The organism is Pedococcus sp. P2_D7 (genome assembly GCF_056404295.1).
In genome coordinates this window covers 389559-412627 of the sequence record NZ_JBFUEH010000001.1, presented here as the reverse complement: position 1 = coordinate 412627, position 23069 = coordinate 389559, and the positions used below count along the sequence as shown (strand labels likewise).

Sequence of the window (23069 nt, the reverse complement as noted above, 5' to 3'; positions counted from 1 at the left end):
GGCGGGGCGCGTCCGACCCAGTGGGTTACTGCGGCCGCCAGCCTGCGAGCACCGCACAGGCGGCGTTGGTGGCATCGGCGAGGGCGCGCTCCGAGGCGCGCTGGAGGCGCAGCAGCAGGCGGTGTCGCGCGCCCGCCTCCGCGGCGGTGAGGGCGCCGTCGCCCGCGGACAGGGCCACGTCGACGACCGAGTCGATGGTGCCGGCGAGGGCGATGACGCGAGCCGCCCGGCCGGGCAGGCCGCCCGGCAGCCCCCAGCGACCACCCATGGCCGCATCGGCGAGCTCACGCGCCGCAGTGGCGCCGAACGGCTGCCCACCCACCGCGTCGATGGCCTCGGTGGCCGTGCGGATCTCGTCGCGCAGGTGGCGTTCGAGCTGTGACGGCTCCAGGGCCTCCACGCGGTGCCGCGGCACCGGGTGCGCGTCGTATGCCGTCCAGTCCACCCGGGTGCCGACGTCCAGCCCGCCCTCGGGACCGGCGCCGTACGTCGAGATCGTGGGCACCAACATCCCGCCGAGACCGGGGACGAACACGCACTCGCCGCCCACCGCCGCCGCGCCTTGGGCCTCGACCGACGCGCCCGGCAGGCCGACCAGGTCGCCCGGCGCGGGCAGGGCCACGAGGAGGGCCTGCTCCCCGAGGTCGTGCCACAGCGCGAGGCGGTCGAGGTCGCCCGCGACGTGGTCGATGTCGGGCAGGGCCCGGGTGATCGCGTCCTCCAGCCGGCTCCCCGTCGCCCAGGCGTGGGTCGTCCACAGCGAAAGCCGCACGGACGCAGGGAGTTCGGGCATCCCGCCATGCTAAGCCGATAGGGTCCGGTGCCATGAGTGACGTCCTTGAGTTCGCAGGAGTGAGCGTCGTCCGGGGTCAGGCGACCCTGCTCGACGACGTCTCCTGGGAGGTCGAGGAGGGGCAGCGCTGGGTCATCCTCGGCCCGAACGGCGCCGGCAAGACGACGCTGCTCCAGCTCGCTGCCGGTCGCATGCACCCCACCCGTGGCGTGGCCGGCGTGCTGGGCGAGGTGCTGGGAGCGGTCGACGTGTTCGAGCTGCGGCCACGGATCGGGCTCGCCTCGGCGGCCCTGGCAGAGCGCATCCCGTTCGACGAGGTCGTCCACAACGTCGTGGTGACCGCCTCCTACGGGGTCGTCGGCCGGTGGCGTGAGAGCTACGAGACGTTCGACCACGCCCGGGCCTCCGAGCTGCTTGCTGCGCTGGGAGCCGACCACCTGGCCGACCGCACCTACGGCACCCTCTCCGAGGGCGAGCGCAAGCGGGTCCAGATCGCCCGCGCGCTGATGACCGACCCCGAGCTGATGCTGCTCGACGAGCCCGCCGCCGGCCTCGACCTCGGTGGTCGTGAGGACCTCGTGCGACGGCTGGGCGTGCTCGCCGCAGACGTCGAGGCACCCGCGCTGATCCTCGTCACCCACCACGTCGAGGAGATCCCGCCGCACTTCACCGACGTCATGCTGCTGCGCGAGGGACGGATCGTGGCCCAGGGGCCGGTCGAGATCACGCTCACGGAGGCGAACCTCTCGGAGACCTTCGGGATGCCGCTCGAGCTCGAGCGTCGGGGCGACCGGTGGACGGCGCGACTGAAGGTCGCCGAAGGAACGTCAGAGAGCCCTCCTTCGTCCTAGAGTTGCTGGACCACTGAGGTGTGTGGAACTGCGGAGAGGGAGGGGCGTCATGGACTGGTTCGCGGACAACCCGTGGCTGGCTTGGCTCGGTTTGGCACTGATCCTGGCGGCCATCGAGGCCGCCACCGTCGACTTCGTGTTCCTCATGCTCGCCGGCGGCGCCGCGGCAGGTGCTGCGGCCTCCGCGGTCGGGGTGCCGTTTCCGGCCCAGGTGGTGGTCGCCGTCATCGTGGCGGGGCTGCTGCTCCTCCTGGTGCGCCCGATCATCACCCGCAAGTTCATGGTGGCCGAGGCCAGCCACGGCATCGGGGCCACCGGTCTCGTCGGCCGGAGCGGCCGCGTGCTCCAAGCAGTCACCGCGACCGACGGTCGCGTCAAGGTGGGCGGCGAGACCTGGTCCGCCCGCACCCCGCAGGGGGATGCCACATGCCAGCCCGGCCAAGAGGTCCGGGTTGTATCAATCGAGGGGGCCACCGTGATCGTCACCGGCGTCACGGCGGGTCAGAAAACGGAGTAGACGTGGACGGCATCGGAGCAGGCTTCATCGTCCTGCTGATCCTGGTCGCCTTTGCGCTGATCGTGCTCTTCCGCACGGTCCGCATCGTGCCCCAGCAGACGGCCCTGATCATCGAGCGGCTCGGACGCTACGCGCGCACCCTCGAGGGAGGCATCCACTTCCTGGTGCCCTTCGTCGACAAGGTGCGGGCCAACGTCGACCTGCGTGAGCAGGTCGTGTCCTTCCCGCCCCAGCCCGTGATCACCAGCGACAACCTGGTCGTCAACATCGACACGGTCATCTACTACTCGGTCATCGACGCCAAGTCCGCCGTGTACGAGATCGCCAACTTCATCCAGGGCATCGAGCAGCTCACCGTCACCACCTTGCGCAACGTCATCGGCTCGCTCGACCTCGAGCAGACCCTGACCAGCCGTGACCAGATCAACGCCCAGCTCCGCGGAGTCCTCGACGAGGCCACCGGCAAGTGGGGCATCCGCGTCAACCGCGTCGAGCTCAAGGCCATCGACCCGCCGCACTCCGTGCAGGAGTCGATGGAGAAGCAGATGAAGGCCGAGCGCGAGCGTCGTGCACAGATCCTCTACGCGGAGGGCACCAAGCAGTCCGCGATCCTCACGGCGGAGGGTGAGAAGCAGAGCCAGATCCTGCGGGCCGAGGGTTCCGCCCAGGCGCGCATCCTCGAGGCCCAGGGCCAGGCCCGCGCCATCCAGCAGGTCTTCGACGCGATCCACCGGGGCAAGCCCACCCAGAAGCTGCTGGCCTACCAGTACCTCCAGGTGCTCCCGCAGATCGCGCGGGGTGACTCCAACAAGATGTGGATCATCCCCAGCGAGCTGACCGACGCCCTGCGCGGCATCGGCGGGGCGCTCGGCGCCACCGACAAGCCACACGGCCCGGACGACGGGGGCGAGGACGAGTGGGTCGACCCCGGCCAGCTCGCGGACGCCTTCGACGAGACCGTCCTCGAGGACCCCATGCAGGCCCTCGCCGAGGCGCGCGGGCTTGCCGGCAAGGCGAGCCAGGAGGCCACCGAGCACGCGGCACCGGTGCGGCGGGTCCAGCCCCCGGTGCAGCCGCCGGCCGACGCGGTGCCCGACTTCGAGCCGCCGACCCCGCCGGCCGTCCCGCCCCTGGAGACCGACGAGGACCCCAAGCCTCCGCCGCCGGCCTGACCTCCACCCCACCTCGGTATGCCGCCCGCGCACGTGCGCGGGCGGCATACCTGTGTCGGGAGCGGGGGAGCCGCGTCGCTAGGGTGACGTGGTGTCCGTCTTCGAAGCCTTCGGGATCTTCCTCGCGGGGCTCGCGGCGGGGACCATCAACACCGTGGTCGGCTCCGGCACCCTGATCACCTTCCCGACGCTGCTCTTCTTCGGCTATCCGCCGGTCGTGGCCAACGTGTCCAACACCGTGGGGCTGGTCGCCGGTGGGGTGACGGCAGTCCATGGCTACCGCTCCGAGCTGGAGGGCGCCGGACGCACGCTGCGGCGGTTGGCACCGGCCTCGCTGGCCGGTGGGGTCATCGGTGCCGTGCTCCTGCTGGTCCTGCCCGCAGAGGCGTTCCAGGCCATCGTCCCGGTGCTGATCGGGCTCGGGCTGCTGCTCGTCGTCCTCGGCCCCAGGCTCCAGGCCCGCGCAGCGGCCCGGCACGAGGCGGGGGTCGCGCCGGCCTCGTGGCACGGGGTGGCGCTGACGGCCGGGGTCCTCGTGGCGGGCATCTACGGCGGCTACTTCGGGGCGGCCCAGGGGGTGATCCTGATGGGGCTGATGAGCGCGCTGTCGAGCGAGCCGATCCAGCGGCTCAACGGCTTCAAGAACGTGCTGGCCACCATCGTCAACGCCGTCGCCGCGATCACCTTCATGGCGGTCGCGTGGGGCCGGATCGACTGGCTCGTGGCGCTGCTCATCGGGCTCGGGGCGTTCGCCGGTGGGTTCGTGGGGGCGAAGGTCGGACGCCGGCTGCCCCCCGTCGCCCTGCGCGGCGTGATCATCGTGGTTGGCCTGGTCGGCATCATCAAGATCGTCTGGTTCAGCTGACGGTCGGACCGATGGCGCCGCCGTGGCTCAGGTGACCTTGACCACCGTGGCCGGCGACACCGACTCGGCGTGCGTGGAGCTCCCGAGGTATCGCACCGTCAGGCTGTGGTTGCCCTTGGCCACTGGAGTCCAGACGACCGTGGCCTTGCCGTCGACCAAGGTGGCGGCGGTCCCCACTGGCTCGACCCCGTCGTAGAGCCGCACGGTCCCGCTGGGCCGGGGGCCGGAGCCGGCCGCCACGCTGACCGCCACCGGCACGGGTTTGCCGGTCTTGGCCGTCCTGGCGACGGACATCGAGGTCGTGGTCGCGATCCCGGGGACGACCACCGTGGTCGTCCCGGTGCTCGGCAGGAGCGTCGTGCTCCCGGCGTAGTCGGCACTGAGGGTGTGGCTCCCTCGCGGGAGCCCGGGCACGAGCAGGTAGGCCGCGCCGCCGCCGTCGAGCGCTGCAGTCCCGAGCGTCGTCTGACCCTCGCGGAAGGTCACCTGGCCCGTGGGCACCGCGGGCCCACCGGTCACCGTCGCGGTGAGGGCGACCCCGCCGTCACTGGTCGCGCCGCCGGTCACGGTGGTCGTGGTGGCGGCCCGCGGGTCCGGGGCGACGGTGTGGAACCTCGCCCGCCCCGACATCCCGGCGACGGCGTTGTCGCAGTACTGCCGGAACGACACGTCGAGGCTGGTGATCGCCCCGGCAGGGTCGGTCGCGATGCTGTGGACGGTGAAGTCACCGGTCAGCGTGTTGCAGCCACGCCCGGTGCCCGAGAAGCTCAGACCGGGCTGACCCGCCCCACGGAACGGCGCCCGCACCGCGCCGGTGTAGGAGCCGGCCTGCAACGTCTCACCCGGGGGCGCTGCGACGTCGAGGGTCCACCACTGGCCGGTGCCCGGTGAGTCCACCGAGACGGTGGCGTACCCGGCGGTACCGCTGGCGTCGACGGTGGCCGTGGGTGGCAGGTAGCTGGCCGAGGCACCCTGCCCGATGTAGTCGCCGGCCTCGCTCCCGAACCACAGGGAGGTGTCTGGGACGGCGACCTGCTGCAGCAACCGGGCGGAGGTGGCGGTACCGACCTTCGCGTAGAGCGAGTGCGCGCCCGGGGTGAGTCGCGAGGTGGTGAGCCGTGCCGTGCCGTTCGTGTCGAAGGAGCCCTGGCCGATGGGCGTCGTCGCGTCGTAGAAGACGACTCCGCCAGCGGTGCCGGGTGACGTCCTGGCGGTCAGCGTCACGGGCTGGTCGGCCACCACGCTGGGGTTGGACGAGGTGAGGACAGGGGTGATGACGTAGGGGGCTGCGTACTTGACGGTGGCCGACAGGCTTCCGGTGCTGTTGTCGCAGAACTGTGTGAGGGTCGCATCGAGCGACGTGATGCGTCCGGCGGTGTCCGCGCTGATCGCGAAGATCGTGAAGCGACCCTTGACCTGGTTGCAGCCACGTCCGGTCGAGGTGACCGAGAGGCCGCCGTACGTGCTGTTGAAGGGAGCGCGGGTGGCGTTCTCGTAGGACCCGGTCGTCAGCTGCTGGCCAGTGGGCGCTGCGAGCGTGAAGTCCCACCACTCCGACCCCGCGTCGGCGGAGACCGTGACCGAGCCTGCGGTGCCACGGATGCTGAACTGGGTCGGAGCAGCGAGGGTGGCGCTTCGTCCCTGACCGATGTAGTCGCCCGGCGCGCTGACGTACGACACGTACGTCTCGCTCTCACCGGCGGCCACGGCCGGTGCCGTGACAGCCGCCAGGGCCAGGGGCGCAGCCACGACAGCGCCCGTCACCAGTCGCGCCCAGATTCCCCGTCCACGCATCGCGAGCCCCCTCGTACCAACCGCCGTCGCCGACCCTGCGTCGGTCGCAGCTGTGCTGCGGAAAGGCTAGACCGATGGCATCTCCCTCAGCAGGCTTTTCGCTGAAATCGGTGGTGGCCTAGCCTGCTCGCCGTGCCCCTCGCCATCACCGACCCTTCCGACTCGCGGCTGGCCGACTACGTGTCGCTCACCGATGTCGCGCTGCGACGGCGCACCGAGCCCGAGCGCGGCCTGTACATCGCCGAGTCGGAGAAGGTCATCCGCCGGGCGCTGCGAGCGGGTCACCGACCGCGCAGCTACCTGATGGCCGAGCGCTGGCTGACCGACCTCGCCGACCTGGTGGCCGACGCCGAGGCGGACGGCGTGCCGGTCTTCGTCGGCGAGCACGACGTGATCGAGCAGCTCACGGGGTTCCACCTGCACCGGGGTGCGCTGGCCTCGATGCAGCGGCCGGAGCTGCCCAGCGTCGTGGCCCTGGTGGCCGACGCCCGACGGGTGCTGGTGCTCGAGGACATCGTCGACCACACCAACGTGGGCGCGGTGTTCCGCTCGGCTGCCGCCCTCGGTGTGGACGCGGTGCTCGTGACGCCGCGGTGTGCGGATCCGTTGTACCGCAGGGCGATCCGCGTCTCGATGGGCACCGTCTTCCAGGTCCCGTGGACCCGGATCGACCCGTGGCCCGGGGGGATCGCCGAGCTGCAGGCCGCCGGGTTCACGGTCGCGACCCTGGCCCTCGCCGACGACGCGGTGAGCCTCGACGAGCTGGCTGCCGACCCACCGGAGCGACTGGCCCTGGTGCTCGGCACGGAGGGCGACGGGCTCTCGCACCACACGCTCGAGGCGGCCGACCTCACCGTGACCATTCCGATGGCCGGGGGAGTGGACTCCCTCAACGTCGCTGCGGCGGGTGCCGTGGCCGCCTGGGCGTTGCGCCCGCAGCGCTAGATCAGGACAGCTAGGCCTGGTCGACGAGTCGACGCAGCAGCTCGGCCAGCTCCGCGGCCGGATCGTCGGTGAGGCCGCCGTGCACCGGGCCGGGTTGCACCACGGTGCTCCGGGGCGCACTGAGCCAGCCGAACCGGCGTCCCAGTCCACCGAGGGTGGGCAACCCACCGCCGGTGACCCCGCGGCATACCTGGCAGATCGTCTCCAGGGCCTGGTCCACGTCCTCGACGCTGACCTGGGGAGCGAACGCCCGCAGGCGCGCCTCGTCGACGCGGTAGGCGGCCTCGAGGAAGTCGGCGGCCTGGCTGTAGAGCACCACACCGACGTTGAGGAACTCCTCGCGCTCCACGCGCGGCACGCAGCGGAGGACGACGTACTGGTAGCCGTGGCGGGTCATGACGCCTCACCCGGGAGCCAGGCCGGCGGGTTCGCGACGCGGGCCAGCAAGTGGTCGACGTATGCCGTGCGCACCGCGTCGACGGTGTCGAGACCGGGTGCCTGCTCCAGCCACACCTCGGGGACGGCCGCCACCACCTCGGTCAGGAGCTCCCTGGTGAGACCTGGTGCGTGCCGCTCGTGGGCCGCGGCCGGGCTGGAGGCGACGTCGCGCAGCACGTGGGTGCTGGCGTCGAAGGGCTGGGCGGCGAACCGTTCGGCGTCGGCGCCACGGCTCGGCCAGCCGTGGTGGAAGTACAGCGCGGCCCCGTGGTCGATCAGCCACGGGTTGCGGTGCCAGACCAGGAGGTTGGGGTTGCTCCACGTGCGGTCGACGTTGGCCGTGAGGGCGTCGAGCCAGAGGATGTCGGCGGCGGTGTCGGGTGCCGGGGGTCGCGACCCGTCGTAGCCGAACGAGCCGGGCAGGAAGTCGATGCCGAGGTTGGGGCCGATGCTGGCCGTGAGGAGGTCCTGGACCTCCTCGTCCGCCTCGTACTTGGCGATCGGTGCCTGGAGGTCGACCACGGCGAGGCGTGGCACGCTCAGGCCGAGTGAGCGGGCGAGCTCGCCGACGACGACCTCGGCGACGAGGACCTTCGGGCCCTGGCCGGCACCGCGGAACTTCAGCACGTAGGTGCCCAGGTCGTCGGCCTCGACGATGCCGGGCAGCGACCCGCCCTCCTTGAGGGGCGTGACGTAGCGCGTGGCGGTGACCTCGTCGAGCACGACGCCAGCCTAGAGGGCTGGGCGTCGCGGTCCGGGCTGTGGCCGTTGCCAGCCTGTGCGCCTGACGCTGCAACGCACTGAGTTGCGGCCGCAACTGGCGCTGATTGCTATGGGCGGATCTCCCGGGGACACCATCACTGTGTGCTGGACTTCTCTACGTGCTATGGGAGTGGGCTGTCGGTGTCGACCGGGCGGGCGCTTGCGAAGGCCTTGGTGACGGGCTTGTCGTCATAGCCCATGTCCAGGGTGTCTCCGGTGGTGGGGTCGAAACAGCTGGTGACGTAGCTGTACGTCTTGACTGGAGCCCCCGGCGGCCGCGGGAGCGAAGAGGTCGAAAAGGTTCCTCTTGCTTCCACGCAGACGACCGGGCGGTGGTCGGTGGCTGGCGCGGATCCGGGGGTGCCCATGGCCGCATTGGCCGTGGCGCGGTCTGTGCCCCAGCTACGTCCCGAGGTCAGGTTCTTCGGCCATGCCCCGTGCACGCGACCCGTGTTCGTGCTGTTCGGTTGTGACTGGGTCACGAGGAGCATCAGGGCCTTGCGCGCTTCGGCAGTCTCCTTGGCGCTCAGTGACCAGTCCTTGGGCGAGCTGGACCATGGCTGCGCGTGGACCGAGGTCATGGTGAGCGTGACGCCGACGATGGCCAGCGCCGCGGCGCCGATCGCGACGTGCAGGGTCGGACGGGAGAGTTTCAACACCAGACACCTGCTTCCATGTTGGTGGGTCTGCTGACCCACGAAAGTCGTTGGGGTGAGTTGATGATCGTCGAGGCGCTGGGAAACCCGACCCAGCCAGACCCAACCGAGTAGCCCATGGAATAGTCGTGGCTTCGCGAGCACGACGATGAAGTGGTTGTCTCTGAACCCACCTGGGCGTAGGAGGGAGTCATCGTGTTGGACGTCGAGGTACCGGTCGCCGTTCCGTCTCCGACTCCGAAGCTAGTGGTCGGAGATGACTGCATGATGTAGAACGTCCGCGCCGACAGGGCCGGGTTGGTTTGAAGGACGTGGCCGTGAGTTCCGCCCCCGGGTCGTGAGTCGAACCAGAAAGTGCTGAGGCCCTGGCTGATGCCATCGATGTTGGCGTAGTTGCGGATGTACCCGACTTCGACCCAGTACGCGGCGCTGCTGCTCGTCAACCAGATTTCGTCCGTCGTGAAGTAACCCGAGGATGACGTCAGGTAATAGGGATCGATGGTGGCGTGGAGGCCCTTGATGCCGGAACGTGTGTAGCTCGCGGTGGCGTAGCAGTGAGTCGTGTTGTCACACGCCTGTGCCGAACCTGCCGCGGCGACAGCCGTCAAGATCATGGTCAGCAGGGCGAGCCCCACGGATAGTGCGCGTCGCATTCGGTTTCCCTCCCTGAGGAGGCTGCATTGCCTCCCTGTGGATGGGACGCCCGCGCTGGTGAATGGTGACGCAGTGGCACTAACTCTCCGCTCGCCCCGCCTGGATGGTCGCGGGCAACCACGCTGCCCGGAAGACTCGGTCTCGGGCGTCTCGTCTCAGGCGTCGCCGACCGTGAGCGCCGCGGCCTCCAGGGGACGCGCCTGCTCGACCGTCTCGTCGGCGTGCTCCCGGTCGACGGCGGTGATCTCCCGTCGTGCGGTGAGGAGGACGGCGACGCCGAGCAGCACCGCGGCGGAGCCGACCCAGAACGGCACGTGGACCGAGCGTTCGCCGAGCTTTCCGGCCAGCCACGGGGCGATCGCGCCACCGCCGAACCGGACGAAGCTGTAGGCCGCCGAGGCCACTGCGCGCTCGACCGGCGAGACCTTCATGACGGTCTCGGTGATGAGCGTGTTGTTGATGCCGAGGAAGGCTCCGGCGAGGACCACCCCGACGACCAGGACCGGCTTGTGGTCGGTGCCGATGGCCATCGCCGCCAGGATGAGGGCGAAGCCGACGAGGGCGCCGATGACGCCGGGCAGGGTCCCGAACCGGCGCTGCAGACGTGGTGCCACGACCACCGACGTGAAGGCGAGCAGGAGGCCCCAGCCGAAGAAGATGAGGCCGACCTGGTGCGCGCCCATGGCGAGCGGGAAGGGCGTGAAGGCCAGCAACGTGAAGAAGCCGAAGTTGTAGAGCAGCGCGGTGATCCCCACGGTCAGGAGGCCGCGGTGCGACAGGGCCTTGAGCGGTGCGGAGATGCTGCTGCGGGGGCCGGTCGGTGGCGTCGCCGGCAGGGTGGTGAGGATCGCGACCAGGGCCACCGCCATCAGCGCGGACACGCCCCAGAACGGCCAGCGCCACGAGTGTCCGCCCAGCCACCCGCCGAGCAGCGGGCCGGTGGCGATGCCGACGCCGAGGGCCGCCTCGTAGAGGACGATCGCCTGGCCCACCGAGCCGCGGGCGGCACTGACGATGGTGGCCAGGGCCGTCGCGATGAAGAGCGCGTTGCCGAGGCCCCAGACCGCGCGGAACGCGACGATCCCGCCGATCGAGTCCTGGGCCCCGGCCAGGCCCGCGCCGATGATGATGACGACGAGCCCGAGCAGGAGAGTCCGCTTGGCTCCGGTGCGGCTGGACACCCAGCCGGTCACGAGCATCGCGACCCCCATCACCGCCATGTAGCTGGTGAAGAGCAGCGAGACCTGCGACGCGCTGGCTCCGAGGTCGTCGGCGATGGGCTTGAGGATGGGGTCGACCAGGCCGATGCCCATGAAGGCGATGACACAGGCGAAGGCGACGGACCAGACGGTCTTGGGTTGGCGCCACATGGTGGGTTCAGGCTTCTCTCTGGTGGGGGATCAGGGGGTGGGTGCAGTGCTCGCCGCGCGGGCGAGCAGGTCGTCGAGGGCCGCGACGGCGAGCTCGAGCCGGCTGATGGCCTCGGCGTCGAGCTGGTCGAACGCGGGGGACAGGGCCTCCAGACGCGCCTGACGGGCCCGCCCCAGGGCGGCCCGGCCGACGGCGGTGAGCGAGACGAGGCTGGCGCGCGCGTCGGCCGGGTCGGGCACGCGCTTGGTCCAGCCCTCCGCCTCGAGGCGCTGCACCTGGATGCTCATCGTCGGCTGGCTGGTGTGGTCGGCGGCAGCCAGACTGCTGATCCGCGCGGGCTCGAGCTCCTCGACCAGGGCCAGCAGCCGGGTCTGGGCCATCGGGACGTCGAAGGTCGCGTTGCGGGAGGCCCAGCGGGTCAGCCGTGCGGCGGAACGCAGGACGCTGTTGCCCAGCTCGTCGCGATCGGTCACGGCCCCCACATTACATAGAGAACCTATGCAATGCACCTCCGGGGTGACCCGGCGCGACTCAGGGCGCGAGGCAGGTGGCGTGGTTGAGCGCGCCGAGCACGGCCTCCCGCCAGCTCAGCTGGACGATCGCACTGCGGCAGGACGCGCCGCCGCACTCGCACTGCCAGCGCCACGTGCCGAAGTTCACCCGCAGAACGTGCGGGTGGTGGTGGGCGATGTCGCCCCTGGTGGTGTGTCGTGTCCCCATGGTTCTGTCCCCCTCGTCCGTGCCGCCCCCCGCGGCACGTCCTGACTCAAGGAGGACGGTGAGGTCGCGCCTGATACGTCCGCGCAGACCCCGACCGGGACTCAGCGCAGCGCGCGAACCGTGTCGATGGTGTCGGCCTCGTCGGCCGTCTTGTCGTCGCGGTAGCGGAGCACCCGCGCGAACCGCAGCGCCATCCCGCCGGGGTAGCGCGACGAGGTCTGGATGCCGTCGAAGGCGATCTCGACGACCTGCTCGGGACGCACCGGCACCACATAGCCGTCGGTGCCGTCGGTCGCGAGCTCGGTGAAGCGCTCGGTCTGCCACTGGAGCATCTCGTCGGTCATGCCCTTGAACGTCTTGCCGAGCATGACGAAGCCGCCGGTCTCCGGGTCGCGCGCACCGAGGTGGATGTTGGAGAGCCAGCCCTTGCGGCGACCGCTGCCCCACTCGATCGCCAGCACCACCAGGTCGAGGGTGTGCCGTGGCTTCACCTTGACCCAGCCGGCGCCGCGGCGACCGGCGGCATAGGGGGCGCTCGGCGACTTCACCACGACGCCCTCGTGACCGTCGCGGACGAGCTGGTCGAAGAACGCCGTCGCCTCAGCCGGGCTGGCCGCGGTGATGCGCGGCACCAGGCTGACCGGTGGGACGAGGGCGGCGAGCCGGTCGAAGCGCTCGGCCGCGGGGAGCTCGAGCAGGTCGTCGCCGTCGAGGTGGAGCAGGTCGAAGAAGTAGGGCGTCACCGGCACGGCAGCCCTGAGCTCGTCGACGTTGGTGCTGCTCATCGTGCGAGAAGCGGTCTGCTGGAAGGGCAGCGGGCGTCCCGCTCCGTCGAGGGCGATGGCCTCACCGTCGACGACGAGCCGGGAGGCCGGCAGCGCCAGGACCGCCTCGACCACCTCGGGCAGCCGGTCCGTGATGTCGTCGAGCGACCGCGTGAAGAGGCGCACGTCGGCACCGTCACGGTGGGCCTGCAGCCGGATGCCGTCGAGCTTGCCGTCGACCACCACCCCCTGCGAGGTGTCACCCACCTGCTCCCAGGCTGCCTCGACGTCGGGCGCGGAGGCGGCCAGCATCGGGCGCAATGGCCGTCCGACCTCGAGGTGGATGTCGTCGAGCGCTGTGACACCGCCCGTCAGGGCGGCGACGGCGACGGGCGCGGCATATCCGGCCAGCATGGTGGCACGGCGCACGGCGGCCTCGGGCACGTCGGCTGCCTGCGCGATGGCGGCGAGCATGACGCCGTCCAGGGCACCCTGCCGCACCTGGCCGGTGACCAGCGCCCGGAGGTAGTCCTGCTCCTGCTCGGTCAGCCGACCGAACAGCGCCTGCACCGCGGTGGAACGCGCGGCCCCGGAGCCGCTGCCGGCGATCAGCGCGATCTTGCCCAGCGCTGCGTCGATCTCGCTGACGGTCGCGGTGGCCTCCGCCGCGGGGGTCGGGAGGGTGGCCAGGCCTCGCCAGCTCACCCCGACCCGTCGTTGCGGCAGCACCCCGGACAGGTATGCCGCGACCGTCGCCGCGTCCTCGGGGCCGGCCGCGCGCAACGCGTCCGCCACGGCGGCAGTCTTGGCCAACCGGGACCGGGTGGCGGTGGCTGCCGCCGAGGCGGCGACGACGTGGGCGAAGAGCACGATCCGAACCTAGCCGTGGCGGGTGACAGCGCCGTGGGTCAGCCGGGTGTCAGGCCTTGCCGAGGATGGTCTGCAGGTCGGTCGAGTCGAACCCGTGCGCCTCCGCCACCGGGGCGTAGGTGACCGCACCGTCGTGGGTGTTGAGCCCCAACGCCAAGGGGCGGTTCGCCGCGAGGGCGTCACGCCACCCCTGGTTGGCGAGCTGCACGGCATACGGGAGGGTGACGTTGGTCAGTGCGTAGGTGCTGGTGTGCGGCACCGCGCCGGGCATGTTGGCCACGCAGTAGAACACCGAGTTGTGGACCTGGTAGGTCGGGTCGGCGTGCGTCGTCGGGCGTGAGTCCTCGAAACAGCCGCCCTGGTCGATCGAGATGTCGACGAGCACCGAGCCGGGCTTCATCCGCGAGACCTGCTCGTTGGTCACGAGCTTGGGGGCCTTGGCCCCCGGCACGAGGACGGCGCCGATGACGAGGTCGGCGTCCTCGATGGCCCGCTCGATCTCGTAGGTGTTGGAGGCCACCGTCTGGCAGTGCCCCTGGTAGATCGCGTCGGCGTGGCGCAGCTTGGCGATGTCGCGGTCGAGCAGGAGCACCTCGGCCTGCATCCCGAGCGCGATGGCGGCGGCGTTCATGCCGGAGACGCCGGCGCCGATGACGACGACCTTCGCGGCATACACCCCGCTCACGCCTCCCATGAGGACGCCGCGGCCACCCTGGGCACGCATCAGCGTGTGGGCCCCGACCTGCGGCGCGAGCCGCCCCGCGACCTCGGACATGGGCGCCAGCAACGGCAGTGAGCGGTCGGGCAGCTCGACGGTCTCGTAGGCGATGCCGGTGACCTTGCGCTTGACGAGCTCCTCGGTGAGCGGCTTGTCGGCCGCGAGGTGCAGGTAGGTGAAGAGGGTCTGGCCCGCACGCATCCGGTGGTACTCGGGCTCGATCGGCTCCTTGACCTTGAGGATCAGGTCGCCGGTGCCCCAGACGTCGTCGGCGGTGTCGAGGATCGTGGCGCCCGCAGCCGTGTAGTCGGCGTCGAGGATGGACGACCCGACGCCGGCGTCCTTCTCGATGAAGACCTCGTGGCCGTGGACGACGAGCTCGTGCACGCCCGACGGGGTGATCGCGACGCGGTACTCGTTGTTCTTGACCTCGCGCGGAATGCCGACCTTCATCAAAGCCTCCAGGGGGTTGCAGTGGTCCTCGAACAATGGCGGAGATGCGCCAGCCTGCCAACCTCAGCCTCCCAGACGGCAGGGGCCGATGAGCCGGAAACCTCTCGAAGCGTTTCCCCCTCGCCCGGCCCGACGCGGGCGTAGCCTGACGGGAGTCCGGGGAGCTGTCACCCGGGGCCACCGCGCACGGAGTCATCATGAGCATGACGAGCACGCCCAGCCCGATGATGGAGCGCGCCCACGACGGCTACGTGCACGACATGATGCTGTGGTCGGGACAGCGGTCCTTCGTCGCGGCCGCCGCGGACTTCGTGCGGCAGGGAGTGCTGGCGGGTGAGGCGACCCTGGTGGCTCTTCCCGCCGTGCGTCTCCGGGCGGTGCAGGCCGCGCTCGGGGAGGCCGCCACGCAGGTGCGGTTCGCCGAGATGGAGACGCTCGGGTCCAACCCGGCCTGCATCATCCAGGCCTGGGTGGACTTCGTCGCCGAAGCAGGTGACCGGCCCTCACGCGGGGTGGGTGAGCCGCTCTGGGCGGGTCGCACCGGAGTCGAGGTCACCGAGTGCCAGCTGCACGAGGCGTTGCTCAACGACGCCATCCCGGCGACCGCCCCGCTGTGGCTGCGCTGCCCCTACGAGGTCGACGCCCTGACCGACGAGGTCGTCTCGGAAGCCCTGCACACGCACCCCTGGGTCGCCGGCAGCGATGGCACGGCCCGCACCAATGACTCCTACGGCGGCCACGACCTGGGGGCCGTCGCGTTCGCGTCGCCGCTGCCGGCGGCTCCGTCGGCCACCATCGTGCGGGCCATCACCCCTGAGACGATCAGGGCGGTGCGAGACCTGGCGCTGCACGTGGCGCGGGTCTGCGGCATCGCCGACGACCGCGCCGCCGACCTCGGGTTGGCTCTGCACGAGCTGGGCGTCAACTCCGTCGTGCACGGACGGGGGACGGGCACCCTGAGGCTTTGGAGGACGAGCCAGACGCTGGTCTGCGAAGTCACCGACGACGGGGTCGTCGCTGATCCCCTGGCGGGCCGGCTCGCGCCGGGCACCGAGGAGCCCGACGGCCGCGGACTGTGGATGGTCAACCAGCTGTGCGACCTGGTGCAGCTGCGGTCGTCCGTGGCGGGCACCACGGTGCGGGTGCACACCTGGCTCTAGGAGCGGAGTCCTCGGTCAGGGCGCGATGGTGGACGAGTGCAGCAGCGCACCGATCAGGGCCGAGCGCCAGGGCAACGGGGCCTGGGCGGGGGTCCGGCACGACGCGCTGCCGCAGTCGCACACCCACAGCCAGCCCCGCGCCCCGCGCAGGACGCGCGGGTGGTGGCTGGTGGTGCGGTGGATGGTCTGCGTGCTCACGTCTTCGACGGTAGGAGGCAGACGATTGCGCCGTGGGCGGACGCGCCGGGGGTCAGCCGAGTTCACGACCGGGAATGGCCGAACGGCTGAGGAAGCGCACCGCCCTCAGCGGACGATGAGCGCGACCGCGGCCACCGCCGACGCCAGCAGGACGGACTGGTCGAACCGCTCCTGACTGAGCCGCTGCACCGTCCGGAGCCCCGCCCAGGCCCCGAGCAGGACGAACGGCGCCAGGAGCAGGGTGCGCTGCACGGTGTGGGGACCGAACAGCCCGAGCCCGATGCTGAAGGGCAGCTTGCAGAGGTTCACGCCGAAGAAGAGCAGCGCGCTCGTCCCGAGGAACCGCAGCTTCTCGACCCCCTGCGCCACGAGGTAGAGGGTCGTCACGGGACCCGCCGCGTTGGCCGTCATGGTCGTGAAGCCGGCCGCGATGCCGGTGCCGACCGCGGCCGTGCGGGACCTGCCGACCCGGCCGACGTCGGGCGACCGCCAGCGCAGGGCCAGCTGGAGGGCGGCCAGCACGAGCAGGAGCACCCCGATGGACCGACGCAGGACGGCGTCGTCGACCACGGCGAGGAAGGCCGCGCCGAGGGCGAGTCCCGGGAGCACCGCGGGGATGAGGCGGCGCAACAGACCCCAGTCGGCCTCGCGCCGGTAGTGCCACACGGCCACCACGTCGCCGATCATCAGCAGCAACAGGATCGCCGCGGTCGACTCCCTGGCCGGCATCACGCTCGCGAAGATGGCGACGCTGATGCTCGCGAGACCGCCGATCGCGGTCTTGGCGTACCCGATCAGCAGCGCCGCGACGACGAGCAGCAGGGCCTCGAGCACCCTGCGACCCTAGCCACTGCGAGAAGCGGCCCCCTCAGGTGTTCGGCCCCCATTCCCGGGAACGCTGGTGCGCCCCGGCCCGGGTACGGCACCCTTCCGGGTGAAGCAGCCGACCCCCGGGCTGCGCACGACGAAGGACCCGGTACCGATGACTGCTCGCACCTGGCGCACGCCTGTGGCGCTGAGCGCCGCCGTGGCCGTGGTGGCCGGCCTGACCGGCGCCGTCACCCTGGCCACGCCACAGGCCGCGGACGCGGCGACGTGTCGGGCCACGCCGACCCTGCTGTCGCGCACGCCTACCGTGACCAAGCTCGCCGGTGGCGCGACGGCCCGCATCTGGGACACCGGGCCGACCCCGAGCAACCCGCAGGCGTCGACGCGGATCGTGGCCGTCACCGTGCCGGCCTCCACTGCGGCGAACCCGCGCGTTCGCGGAGCGTCGACCCTCAACACCTCACGCATCCCGTCGGCGTACTTCCTCGAGGCACCGACCTCGGTGGTGATGGTCAACGGCGGCGTGTTCAACCCGACCGTCGGAGCCATGCCCGACCTGCCGCAGATGACCTCCGGCTGGCTCCGCAAGGCACGGTCCACGCACGACCCCGCGATCGTGACCGCCAAGGACGGGCGCTCCGCCCCGTCGCGGCTGTGGATCACGGGCACCGTCACCGCCTCCGGACATGGCTACAGGGCAGTGACCGGGCTCAACTGGCAGAGCCTGTCGGGCAGCGGCATCAACGCCTACACGCCGTCGTGGGGCAAGGCCCGTCGTCCTTATGGCACTGCCGACGTCGTCGTGGCGGGAGGCAAGGTCGTGGCGGTCCGCACCGGCACCACGCGCGGGCAGGCCGCCGCCTCCGGGCAGACCATCCTGACGGCCACCGGCACGGCCGGGAGCTGGCTGGCCACCTTCCGGATCGGCACGAGCGTGTCCATCAGCTACCACGCCTCCACCGACGCCCCGTTCCCGGTCTACGAGGCCGTCGGGCGCGGAGCCCGGTTCCTGAACCGGGGCGTCAAGGACGGCGGCGCCTGCACCAGCCGCGACGAGCTGCTGCGGCCGCGCACCGCCATCGGGTGGACCAAGAGCGGTGACCTGCTCTTCGTCACCGTCTCCGGCCGAGCCACCGTCGACGGGGTGCGCTACGGCGGCGCCACCATCCACCAGATGGCCGACTACCTGGCCACGCTGGGATCCTGGGATGCGACGAACCTCGACGGTGGTGGCTCGACGACCATGGTGGCGCGCACGGCCACTGGCACGGTGATCCGACTGGACCGGGCCGGCACCGAGTGGCAACGGGCCGTCCCCAACGTCTTCTCCGCCGGCTGACCCGCCCACGCAGAAGGACCCCGACACGGTGGGTGTCGGGGTCCTCGCTGTGGTGTCCGGAGGGGGACTTGAACCCCCACGCCCGATAAAGGGCACTAGCACCTCAAGCTAGCGCGTCTGCCATTCCGCCACCCGGACAAGGTGCTTCGCAGGCCCCTTGGGGAGCGCCTGCTGCGACCCGGAACGATAGCACGCAGGCCACCCCAACTCCCAAACGGCCCAGCCCTCAACGGAACCCGGGTGAACGTCACGGGCACGGCCTACCCGACGCGCCTAGTCTGGACGTCATGAGCGAGGTCACCGAGCCCAGCAGCCAGCCCACCAGCCCCGTCGACGAGGTCGTGCGCCTGTGCCGCGACCTGATCCGCATCGACAGCACCAACTACGGCGACGGCAGCGGGCCGGGGGAGCGCGAGGCCGCCGACTACGTCGTGGCCCAGCTGCGCGAGGTCGGGCTGGATCCCACGGTGGTCGAGAGCGACCCCGGCCGCACGAGCGTGGTGGTCCGGGTCGAGGGGGAGGACCGCGAGCGGCCGGCCCTCTGCATCCACGGCCACCTCGACGTCGTGCCCGCCAACGCGGACGACTGGCAGGTCGACCCGCTGTCCGCCGAGCTGCGCGACGACTGCATCTGGGGTCGCGGCGCGGTGGACATGAAGGACATGGACGCGATGATCCTGGCCAACATCCGCGACCTCGCCCGTCGTGGGGCCAAGCCGCCGCGCGACATCGTCTTCGCGTTCTTCGCCGACGAGGAGGCCGGTGGGGTCAAGGGCAGCCACCACGTCGTCGACCACCACCCCGAGCTCTTCAAGGGGGTCACCGAGGCGGTCTCCGAGGTCGGCGGCTACAGCGTCACGATCCCGACCACCCAGGGCCAGACCCGCGCCTACCTCGTGCAGACCGCCGAGAAGGGCATCCTCTGGCTGCGCCTGACCGCCCACGGCCGCGCCGGCCACGGCTCGGTGCCCAACGACGAGAACGCCCTGGTCCGCCTCGCCGAGGCGATCACCCGGGTCAACGAGCACAAGTGGCCGCGGGAGTACATCGCCTCGGTCCGCGAGCTGCTCGACGGGCTGTCCGACCTCACCGGCACGTCCTACTCCGACGAGGACCTCGACGAGCTGCTCGACCACCTCGGTGGCGCCCAGGGGTTCGTCCGCGGGACGCTCCAGGACACCGCGAACTTCACCATGGCCGAGGCCGGCTACAAGCACAACGTCATCCCCCAGAGTGCCTCGGCCTCCCTGGACTGCCGGTTCCTGCCCGGTCACGACGACGAGCTCCTCGACACCATCCGCGAGCTCGCCGGCGAGCACGTCACCGTCGACATCGTGCACCGTGACATCGCCCTGGACGCGCCGTTCGAGGGTCCGCTGGTGGACGCCATGAAGGCTGCCCTCCTGGCCCAGGACCCTGGCGCCGAGGTGCTGCCCTACTGCCTGTCCGGAGGCACCGACAACAAGGCCCTGAGCAAGCTCGGCATCACCGGCTACGGGTTCGCGCCGCTGCAGCTCCCGGCCGACCTCGACTTCGCGCCGATGTTCCACGGCATCGACGAGCGGGTCCCGGTGGCCGCGCTCGAGTTCGGCACGCGCGTCCTCCAGCGCTTCATCGCCACCTGCTGAGCGGTATGCCGCGGGGCTGGCCCCGCGGCATACCGAATCTTTGCCATGCGTGGGCGTAGCCCGCAGGTGGTGCCCGTCGTTTGACCTCATGAGAGTCCACGCGACGGCAGGAGCAGTAGATGGCACACAGGTTCTCGGGCCCCCACCTGGCGCGGCTGGGAGGGGCGGTGGCGGTGGGCGGCCTCGTCTGGTTGTCATCGGCCGGAGCGGCTGGAGCCGCGACGCCGCCCGCCCCGCTCGGTGGTGCGCTGACCACGGTGACGGACCCCGCCACCGCGGCCGTCACCCGGCTGCTCGGTGGCACTGCCGCTCCCGCGTTGCCGAGCCCGCCTCCGGGCCCTCCGGCGCTGCCGTCGGTGCCGGCACCACCCGCACTTCCCGGGCTCCCGGGCCAGGACCCGTCGGGCGAAGCGCAGGACGACCCCGGCGCCAGCGCCGAGGTGCGGGCTCCTGCTGACGACGACGTCGCCGCTGTGGACGCGGCGGTGGCGGAGTTCCTCGGCGTCTGTGCCCGCGTCCCCCAGGACGTGCTGCCGGTTCGGGCGACCATCGTGGTCCTCGACCACGACGTCATCGCCGAGCTGGTGGAGGCGGGGGTGCCGCTGCAGCCGCTCGTCGTCCCGTGCCCGAAGGCCGTTGGTGACCCAGCCCCCTCGCAGCAGTCGGCCGTGCCGAGCGCCACGGGCCCGGGCTCTGGAGGCCCGGCCGACCCTCGCTCGGGCCTACCGACGTCGCTGGCCTTCACCGGGACCGAGATCGCGCCGACTCTCGTGGTGGCGGGAGGGTTGATCGCCCTCGGCCTCGCGTTCCTGCGCAAGGCACACCTGCTCGCAGTCGTCCGGTGAGCGCGCGCCGAGGACCGCTGTGGGGCTCGCCCGCACTGACGCCGTCAGTGCGGGCGAGGTGCGCGGATGATCTTGCGGCGCAACCAGGTCCGCTGCTGGCCACCCAGGTAGATGCGGGTGCGGTGCAGCTCCCAGTGGCCGTACTCGGCATGCTCGGTCAACGTCCGCCGGATGTCGGATCGTGAATCGGTTCGGGTGAAGCTCACCACGCGGTACTCGTACTCAACCATCGAGCGCCATTTTGCCCCAGAACCCGATACCGTCGAGCCATGACCGCAGACCCGCGTGGCGCGCTGGCCAACCTCATGACCGCGTTCGAGCGGCACCTCGAGGCGTCGGCCTCCAAGCGGGGCGAGGAAGACCCGACCGTCATCGCGGCCTACGACGACCTGGCCGACGCGTTCGCGTCCTACGACGACGCCCTCCTCCAGGCCTACGGCGAGATGACGCCGCTCGACATCTACGACGGTGACGACGAGGACGACGACGACGATGACTCGGACGACGACTCGGACGACGATGACTCGGACGACGACGACGAGGAGCTCGACGACCACGGCGACGAGGACGGCGACGGCAGCGTCTACTCAGGCCTGGACGACGCGGACTACGACGAGGCCTGAGGGCTCAAACCGACACCTCGTCGAGAGCGGCCACCAGCTCCTCCGGGAGCTCCAGCGACTCGCTCGCCAGTGAGGTCCGCAGCTGCGCGGTGGTGCGCGCCCCGACCACCGGGCTGACGACGCCCGGGCGATCGCGCACCCAGGCCAGGGCCACCTCGGTGGGGCTGACGTCGAGTCCCTTGGCCGCGATGGCCAACGCCTCGACGATGCCCGTGCTGCGGTCGTCGAGGTAGCGGGCGGTGAAGCGGGGGAAGTCGCGTGACGCGGCTCGGGAGTCCGCAGGGATCCCGTTGCGGTACTTGCCGGTCAGGACACCGCGACCCAGCGGAGACCAGGGGAGCAGCCCGAACCCGAGGGCCTGGGCGGCGGCAAGCAGGTCCGGCTCGGCCGTCCGGTTGGTCAGGGAGTACTCGACCTCGTTGGCCACCAACGGGACTCGCGCCTGCTCGAGCAGCGACATGGCCCGGGCGACCTGCCACCCACTGAAGTTCGAGACGCCGACGTAGCGCGCCCGGCCGGTGTTGACGGCCCACTCCAGGGCCGAGAGCGTCTCGGTGAGGGGAGCCTCGTCCGACCAGGTGTGGACCAGCCACAGGTCGACGTGGTCGGTGCCGAGGCGTTCGAGAGACGTGTCGAGCTGGCTCAGCAGGCTGTGGCGTGAGGTGTCGACGACCCGGTGACCCGATCGCCGAGAGATCCCCGACTTGGTGCAGATGACGAGGTCCTCGCGCGGCACGTCGTCCTCGATCAGCCGGCCGATGATCTCCTCGGAGGTGCCGTCGGAGTAGCCGTGGGCCGTGTCGACCAAGGTGCCCCCCGCGTCGAGGAACGTGCGCAGCTGCTCGCGGGCGCCCTCTTCGTCGGTCGTGCGGCCCCAGGTCATCGTGCCGAGGGCAAGACGGGAGACCGAGAGACCGGAGCTGCCCATTCGTCGCTGACGCATGGTTCCGTACGGTAGTCGGCCCACGCCGGGTTCCTGCGGCGCACCCGCCGCTAACCTCGCTCCCATGGAACTCGGAGTGAACCTCGGCTACTTCGGCATGGGTGTGGACCAGGACAACGTGGCCGTCGCGCAGGAGGCCGACCGCCTCGGGTATGCCGTGGCGTGGGCCGCGGAGGCGTACGGCTCGGACGTGCCCACCGTGCTCTCCTGGATCGGGGCGCTGACCGAGCGGATCGACCTGGGGGCCGCGGTCATGCAGATCCCGGCCCGCACGCCCGCCATGACGGCGATGACCGCCGCGACCCTCGACACGCTGTCGAAGGGTCGCTTCCGGCTGGGGCTCGGCGTCAGTGGTCCGCAGGTGAGCGAGGGGTGGCACGGCGTCCCGTTCGCCGCCCCGTTGGGCCGCACCCGCGAGTACGTCGACATCGTGCGCATGGCGCTGCGCCGCGAGAGCCTCGCGTACGCCGGGCGGCACTTCACGCTGCCGCTGCCCGACGGCCCCGGGAAGGCCCTCAAGCTCACCGTCCACCCGCCGCGCCCCGACCTGCCCATCTACCTCGCGGCCGTCGGCCCGAAGAACCTCGAGCTGGCCGGTGAGGTGGCCGACGGGTGGCACGCGATCTTCTTCAGCCCGGAGCACTCGGGCGACCTCGTGCAGTCGGTGGTGTCGGGCCGACGTCGCGCGGGAAAGGGGACCGAGGAGGACCCGCTCGACGGGTTCGACCTGGCACCGTCGGTGCCGGTCGTCATCGCCGACGACGTGGCGGCGGCCGCTGACGCCATCCGTCCCTACGCAGCCCTCTACATCGGCGGCATGGGCTCCCGCGAGCAGAACTTCTACAACCAGCTGGCCGTGCGGATGGGCTTCGAGGAGACGGCGGCGCAGGTGCAGGACCTCTTCCTCGCCAGGCAGCACCGGGACGCCGCAGCCGCCGTGCCGTTCGAGTTCATCGACGCCACCTCGCTCATCGGGCCGAGGGACCGGATCCGCGACCGGATGTCGAGGTATGCCGAGGCCGGCACGGGCACGCTCTCGGTCGCGCCGTTCGCCGGAGGGCTCGAGGAGCGGCTGCATGTCGTGCGAACCATGGCCGAGCTGATGGGGGAGACTAGCCTCTGACCTTGGCGCCGCACCGCTCCCGGCCACACCCGACCGAAC

26 protein-coding genes and 1 tRNA gene are annotated in these 23069 nt (G+C 71.3%); 11 read left to right on the top strand and 16 right to left on the bottom strand.

From position 1 onward, the window contains the following. Window positions 1-25: 25 nt before the first annotated feature. A complete protein-coding gene (locus tag AC1DWJ_RS02035; protein ID WP_457255334.1) occupies window positions 26-793 on the bottom strand; it encodes a hypothetical protein in 768 nt (255 codons plus the stop codon). 32 nt (window positions 794-825) lie between these two features. Here AC1DWJ_RS02035 and AC1DWJ_RS02030 point away from each other — a divergent pair, with 32 nt between their 5' ends. The 4 genes from AC1DWJ_RS02030 to AC1DWJ_RS02015 all read left to right on the top strand — a co-directional run bounded on the left by AC1DWJ_RS02030 (window position 826) and on the right by AC1DWJ_RS02015 (window position 4198). Then, a complete protein-coding gene (locus AC1DWJ_RS02030; protein WP_457255333.1) occupies window positions 826-1644 on the top strand; it encodes an ABC transporter ATP-binding protein in 819 nt (272 codons plus the stop codon). Window positions 1645-1693: 49 nt separating this feature from the next. Next, complete coding sequence (locus tag AC1DWJ_RS02025) at window positions 1694-2161, top strand: NfeD family protein (RefSeq protein WP_457255332.1); 468 nt, start codon at window positions 1694-1696, stop codon at window positions 2159-2161. An 11-nt stretch (window positions 2162-2172) separates the two neighbouring features. Beyond that, window positions 2173-3333: an SPFH domain-containing protein gene (locus tag AC1DWJ_RS02020; RefSeq protein ID WP_457255603.1), complete on the top strand. Its 1161-nt coding sequence runs from the start codon at window positions 2173-2175 to the stop codon at window positions 3331-3333. A 91-nt stretch (window positions 3334-3424) separates the two neighbouring features. Next, window positions 3425-4198 carry a sulfite exporter TauE/SafE family protein gene (locus tag AC1DWJ_RS02015; protein ID WP_457255331.1) on the top strand — a complete coding sequence of 258 codons (774 nt, stop codon included), beginning with the start codon at window positions 3425-3427 and terminating at the stop codon, window positions 4196-4198. Window positions 4199-4225: 27 nt separating this feature from the next. Here the strand turns inward: AC1DWJ_RS02015 and AC1DWJ_RS02010 are convergent, their stop codons facing one another. Continuing rightward, entirely contained in the window at window positions 4226-5992 is a 1767-nt protein-coding gene (locus tag AC1DWJ_RS02010; RefSeq protein ID WP_477619873.1) for an Ig-like domain-containing protein, read from the bottom strand. 132 nt (window positions 5993-6124) lie between these two features. Here AC1DWJ_RS02010 and AC1DWJ_RS02005 point away from each other — a divergent pair, with 132 nt between their 5' ends. Further along, the gene (locus tag AC1DWJ_RS02005; protein WP_477619872.1) at window positions 6125-6937 is read left to right on the top strand and encodes a TrmH family RNA methyltransferase; all 813 of its coding nucleotides are present in this window, start codon (window positions 6125-6127) and stop codon (window positions 6935-6937) included. 10 nt (window positions 6938-6947) lie between these two features. On the opposite strand, the gene AC1DWJ_RS02000 is transcribed toward AC1DWJ_RS02005, so the two are convergent. The 9 genes from AC1DWJ_RS02000 to ald all read right to left on the bottom strand — a co-directional run bounded on the left by AC1DWJ_RS02000 (window position 6948) and on the right by ald (window position 14343). Then, entirely contained in the window at window positions 6948-7334 is a 387-nt protein-coding gene (locus tag AC1DWJ_RS02000) for a DUF3037 domain-containing protein (protein WP_457255328.1), read from the bottom strand. Further along, window positions 7331-8098 (bottom strand): HipA family kinase, encoded by a 768-nt coding sequence (locus tag AC1DWJ_RS01995; RefSeq protein WP_457255327.1) that lies wholly within the window; start codon window positions 8096-8098, stop codon window positions 7331-7333. Before AC1DWJ_RS01995 ends, AC1DWJ_RS02000 begins: the two co-directional genes overlap by 4 nt. A gap of 161 nt (window positions 8099-8259) precedes the next feature. Then, a complete protein-coding gene (locus tag AC1DWJ_RS01990) occupies window positions 8260-8835 on the bottom strand; it encodes a hypothetical protein (RefSeq protein WP_477619871.1) in 576 nt (191 codons plus the stop codon). Then, window positions 8790-9428 carry a hypothetical protein gene (locus tag AC1DWJ_RS01985; RefSeq protein ID WP_477619870.1) on the bottom strand — a complete coding sequence of 213 codons (639 nt, stop codon included), beginning with the start codon at window positions 9426-9428 and terminating at the stop codon, window positions 8790-8792. The genes AC1DWJ_RS01990 and AC1DWJ_RS01985 overlap by 46 nt, the downstream gene beginning before the upstream one ends. 174 nt (window positions 9429-9602) lie before the next feature. Next, a complete protein-coding gene (locus AC1DWJ_RS01980; protein WP_477619869.1) occupies window positions 9603-10817 on the bottom strand; it encodes an MFS transporter in 1215 nt (404 codons plus the stop codon). Between the two features lie 30 nt (window positions 10818-10847). Further along, complete coding sequence (locus AC1DWJ_RS01975; protein WP_477619868.1) at window positions 10848-11291, bottom strand: MarR family winged helix-turn-helix transcriptional regulator; 444 nt, start codon at window positions 11289-11291, stop codon at window positions 10848-10850. A 58-nt stretch (window positions 11292-11349) separates the two neighbouring features. Further along, window positions 11350-11538, bottom strand: a complete 189-nt coding sequence (locus AC1DWJ_RS01970) for a hypothetical protein (RefSeq protein WP_457255322.1) — start codon at window positions 11536-11538, stop codon at window positions 11350-11352. Window positions 11539-11639: 101 nt separating this feature from the next. After that, window positions 11640-13172 (bottom strand): ATP-dependent DNA ligase, encoded by a 1533-nt coding sequence (locus AC1DWJ_RS01965; RefSeq protein WP_457255321.1) that lies wholly within the window; start codon window positions 13170-13172, stop codon window positions 11640-11642. A 49-nt stretch (window positions 13173-13221) separates the two neighbouring features. Next, complete coding sequence (ald, locus tag AC1DWJ_RS01960; protein ID WP_457255320.1) at window positions 13222-14343, bottom strand: alanine dehydrogenase; 1122 nt, start codon at window positions 14341-14343, stop codon at window positions 13222-13224. Between the two features lie 197 nt (window positions 14344-14540). Between ald and AC1DWJ_RS01955 the strand changes: the two genes are divergently transcribed. After that, window positions 14541-15503 (top strand): anti-sigma factor RsbA family regulatory protein, encoded by a 963-nt coding sequence (locus tag AC1DWJ_RS01955; protein WP_457255319.1) that lies wholly within the window; start codon window positions 14541-14543, stop codon window positions 15501-15503. A 15-nt stretch (window positions 15504-15518) separates the two neighbouring features. On the opposite strand, the gene AC1DWJ_RS01950 is transcribed toward AC1DWJ_RS01955, so the two are convergent. Together AC1DWJ_RS01950 and AC1DWJ_RS01945 are read right to left on the bottom strand one after the other, a co-directional pair. Then, window positions 15519-15701, bottom strand: coding sequence for a hypothetical protein (locus AC1DWJ_RS01950; RefSeq protein ID WP_056921044.1), 183 nt, complete (start codon window positions 15699-15701; stop codon window positions 15519-15521). Between the two features lie 105 nt (window positions 15702-15806). Then, window positions 15807-16535: a sulfite exporter TauE/SafE family protein gene (locus AC1DWJ_RS01945; protein WP_457255318.1), complete on the bottom strand. Its 729-nt coding sequence runs from the start codon at window positions 16533-16535 to the stop codon at window positions 15807-15809. Window positions 16536-16683: 148 nt separating this feature from the next. Here AC1DWJ_RS01945 and AC1DWJ_RS01940 point away from each other — a divergent pair, with 148 nt between their 5' ends. Beyond that, window positions 16684-17868 carry a phosphodiester glycosidase family protein gene (locus tag AC1DWJ_RS01940; protein WP_477619867.1) on the top strand — a complete coding sequence of 395 codons (1185 nt, stop codon included), beginning with the start codon at window positions 16684-16686 and terminating at the stop codon, window positions 17866-17868. A 50-nt stretch (window positions 17869-17918) separates the two neighbouring features. Here the strand turns inward: AC1DWJ_RS01940 and AC1DWJ_RS01935 are convergent. Further along, window positions 17919-18006, bottom strand: a tRNA-Leu gene (locus tag AC1DWJ_RS01935). A 149-nt stretch (window positions 18007-18155) separates the two neighbouring features. Here AC1DWJ_RS01935 and AC1DWJ_RS01930 point away from each other — a divergent pair. Further along, the gene (locus AC1DWJ_RS01930) at window positions 18156-19496 is read left to right on the top strand and encodes a M20/M25/M40 family metallo-hydrolase (protein WP_477619866.1); all 1341 of its coding nucleotides are present in this window, start codon (window positions 18156-18158) and stop codon (window positions 19494-19496) included. Window positions 19497-19615: 119 nt separating this feature from the next. Beyond that, complete coding sequence (locus AC1DWJ_RS01925) at window positions 19616-20341, top strand: hypothetical protein (protein WP_477619865.1); 726 nt, start codon at window positions 19616-19618, stop codon at window positions 20339-20341. 44 nt (window positions 20342-20385) lie between these two features. On the opposite strand, the gene AC1DWJ_RS01920 is transcribed toward AC1DWJ_RS01925, so the two are convergent. Next, window positions 20386-20571, bottom strand: coding sequence for a DUF5703 family protein (locus tag AC1DWJ_RS01920; RefSeq protein WP_057377450.1), 186 nt, complete (start codon window positions 20569-20571; stop codon window positions 20386-20388). Window positions 20572-20610: 39 nt separating this feature from the next. Here AC1DWJ_RS01920 and AC1DWJ_RS01915 point away from each other — a divergent pair, with 39 nt between their 5' ends. After that, window positions 20611-20964 (top strand): hypothetical protein, encoded by a 354-nt coding sequence (locus AC1DWJ_RS01915; protein WP_477619864.1) that lies wholly within the window; start codon window positions 20611-20613, stop codon window positions 20962-20964. 4 nt (window positions 20965-20968) lie between these two features. On the opposite strand, the gene AC1DWJ_RS01910 is transcribed toward AC1DWJ_RS01915, so the two are convergent. Continuing rightward, window positions 20969-21907, bottom strand: a complete 939-nt coding sequence (locus tag AC1DWJ_RS01910) for an aldo/keto reductase (RefSeq protein WP_457255313.1) — start codon at window positions 21905-21907, stop codon at window positions 20969-20971. A gap of 64 nt (window positions 21908-21971) precedes the next feature. Here AC1DWJ_RS01910 and AC1DWJ_RS01905 point away from each other — a divergent pair, with 64 nt between their 5' ends. Next, window positions 21972-23030 carry an LLM class F420-dependent oxidoreductase gene (locus tag AC1DWJ_RS01905; protein ID WP_477619863.1) on the top strand — a complete coding sequence of 353 codons (1059 nt, stop codon included), beginning with the start codon at window positions 21972-21974 and terminating at the stop codon, window positions 23028-23030. The last annotated feature ends 39 nt before the right edge of the window (window positions 23031-23069 follow it).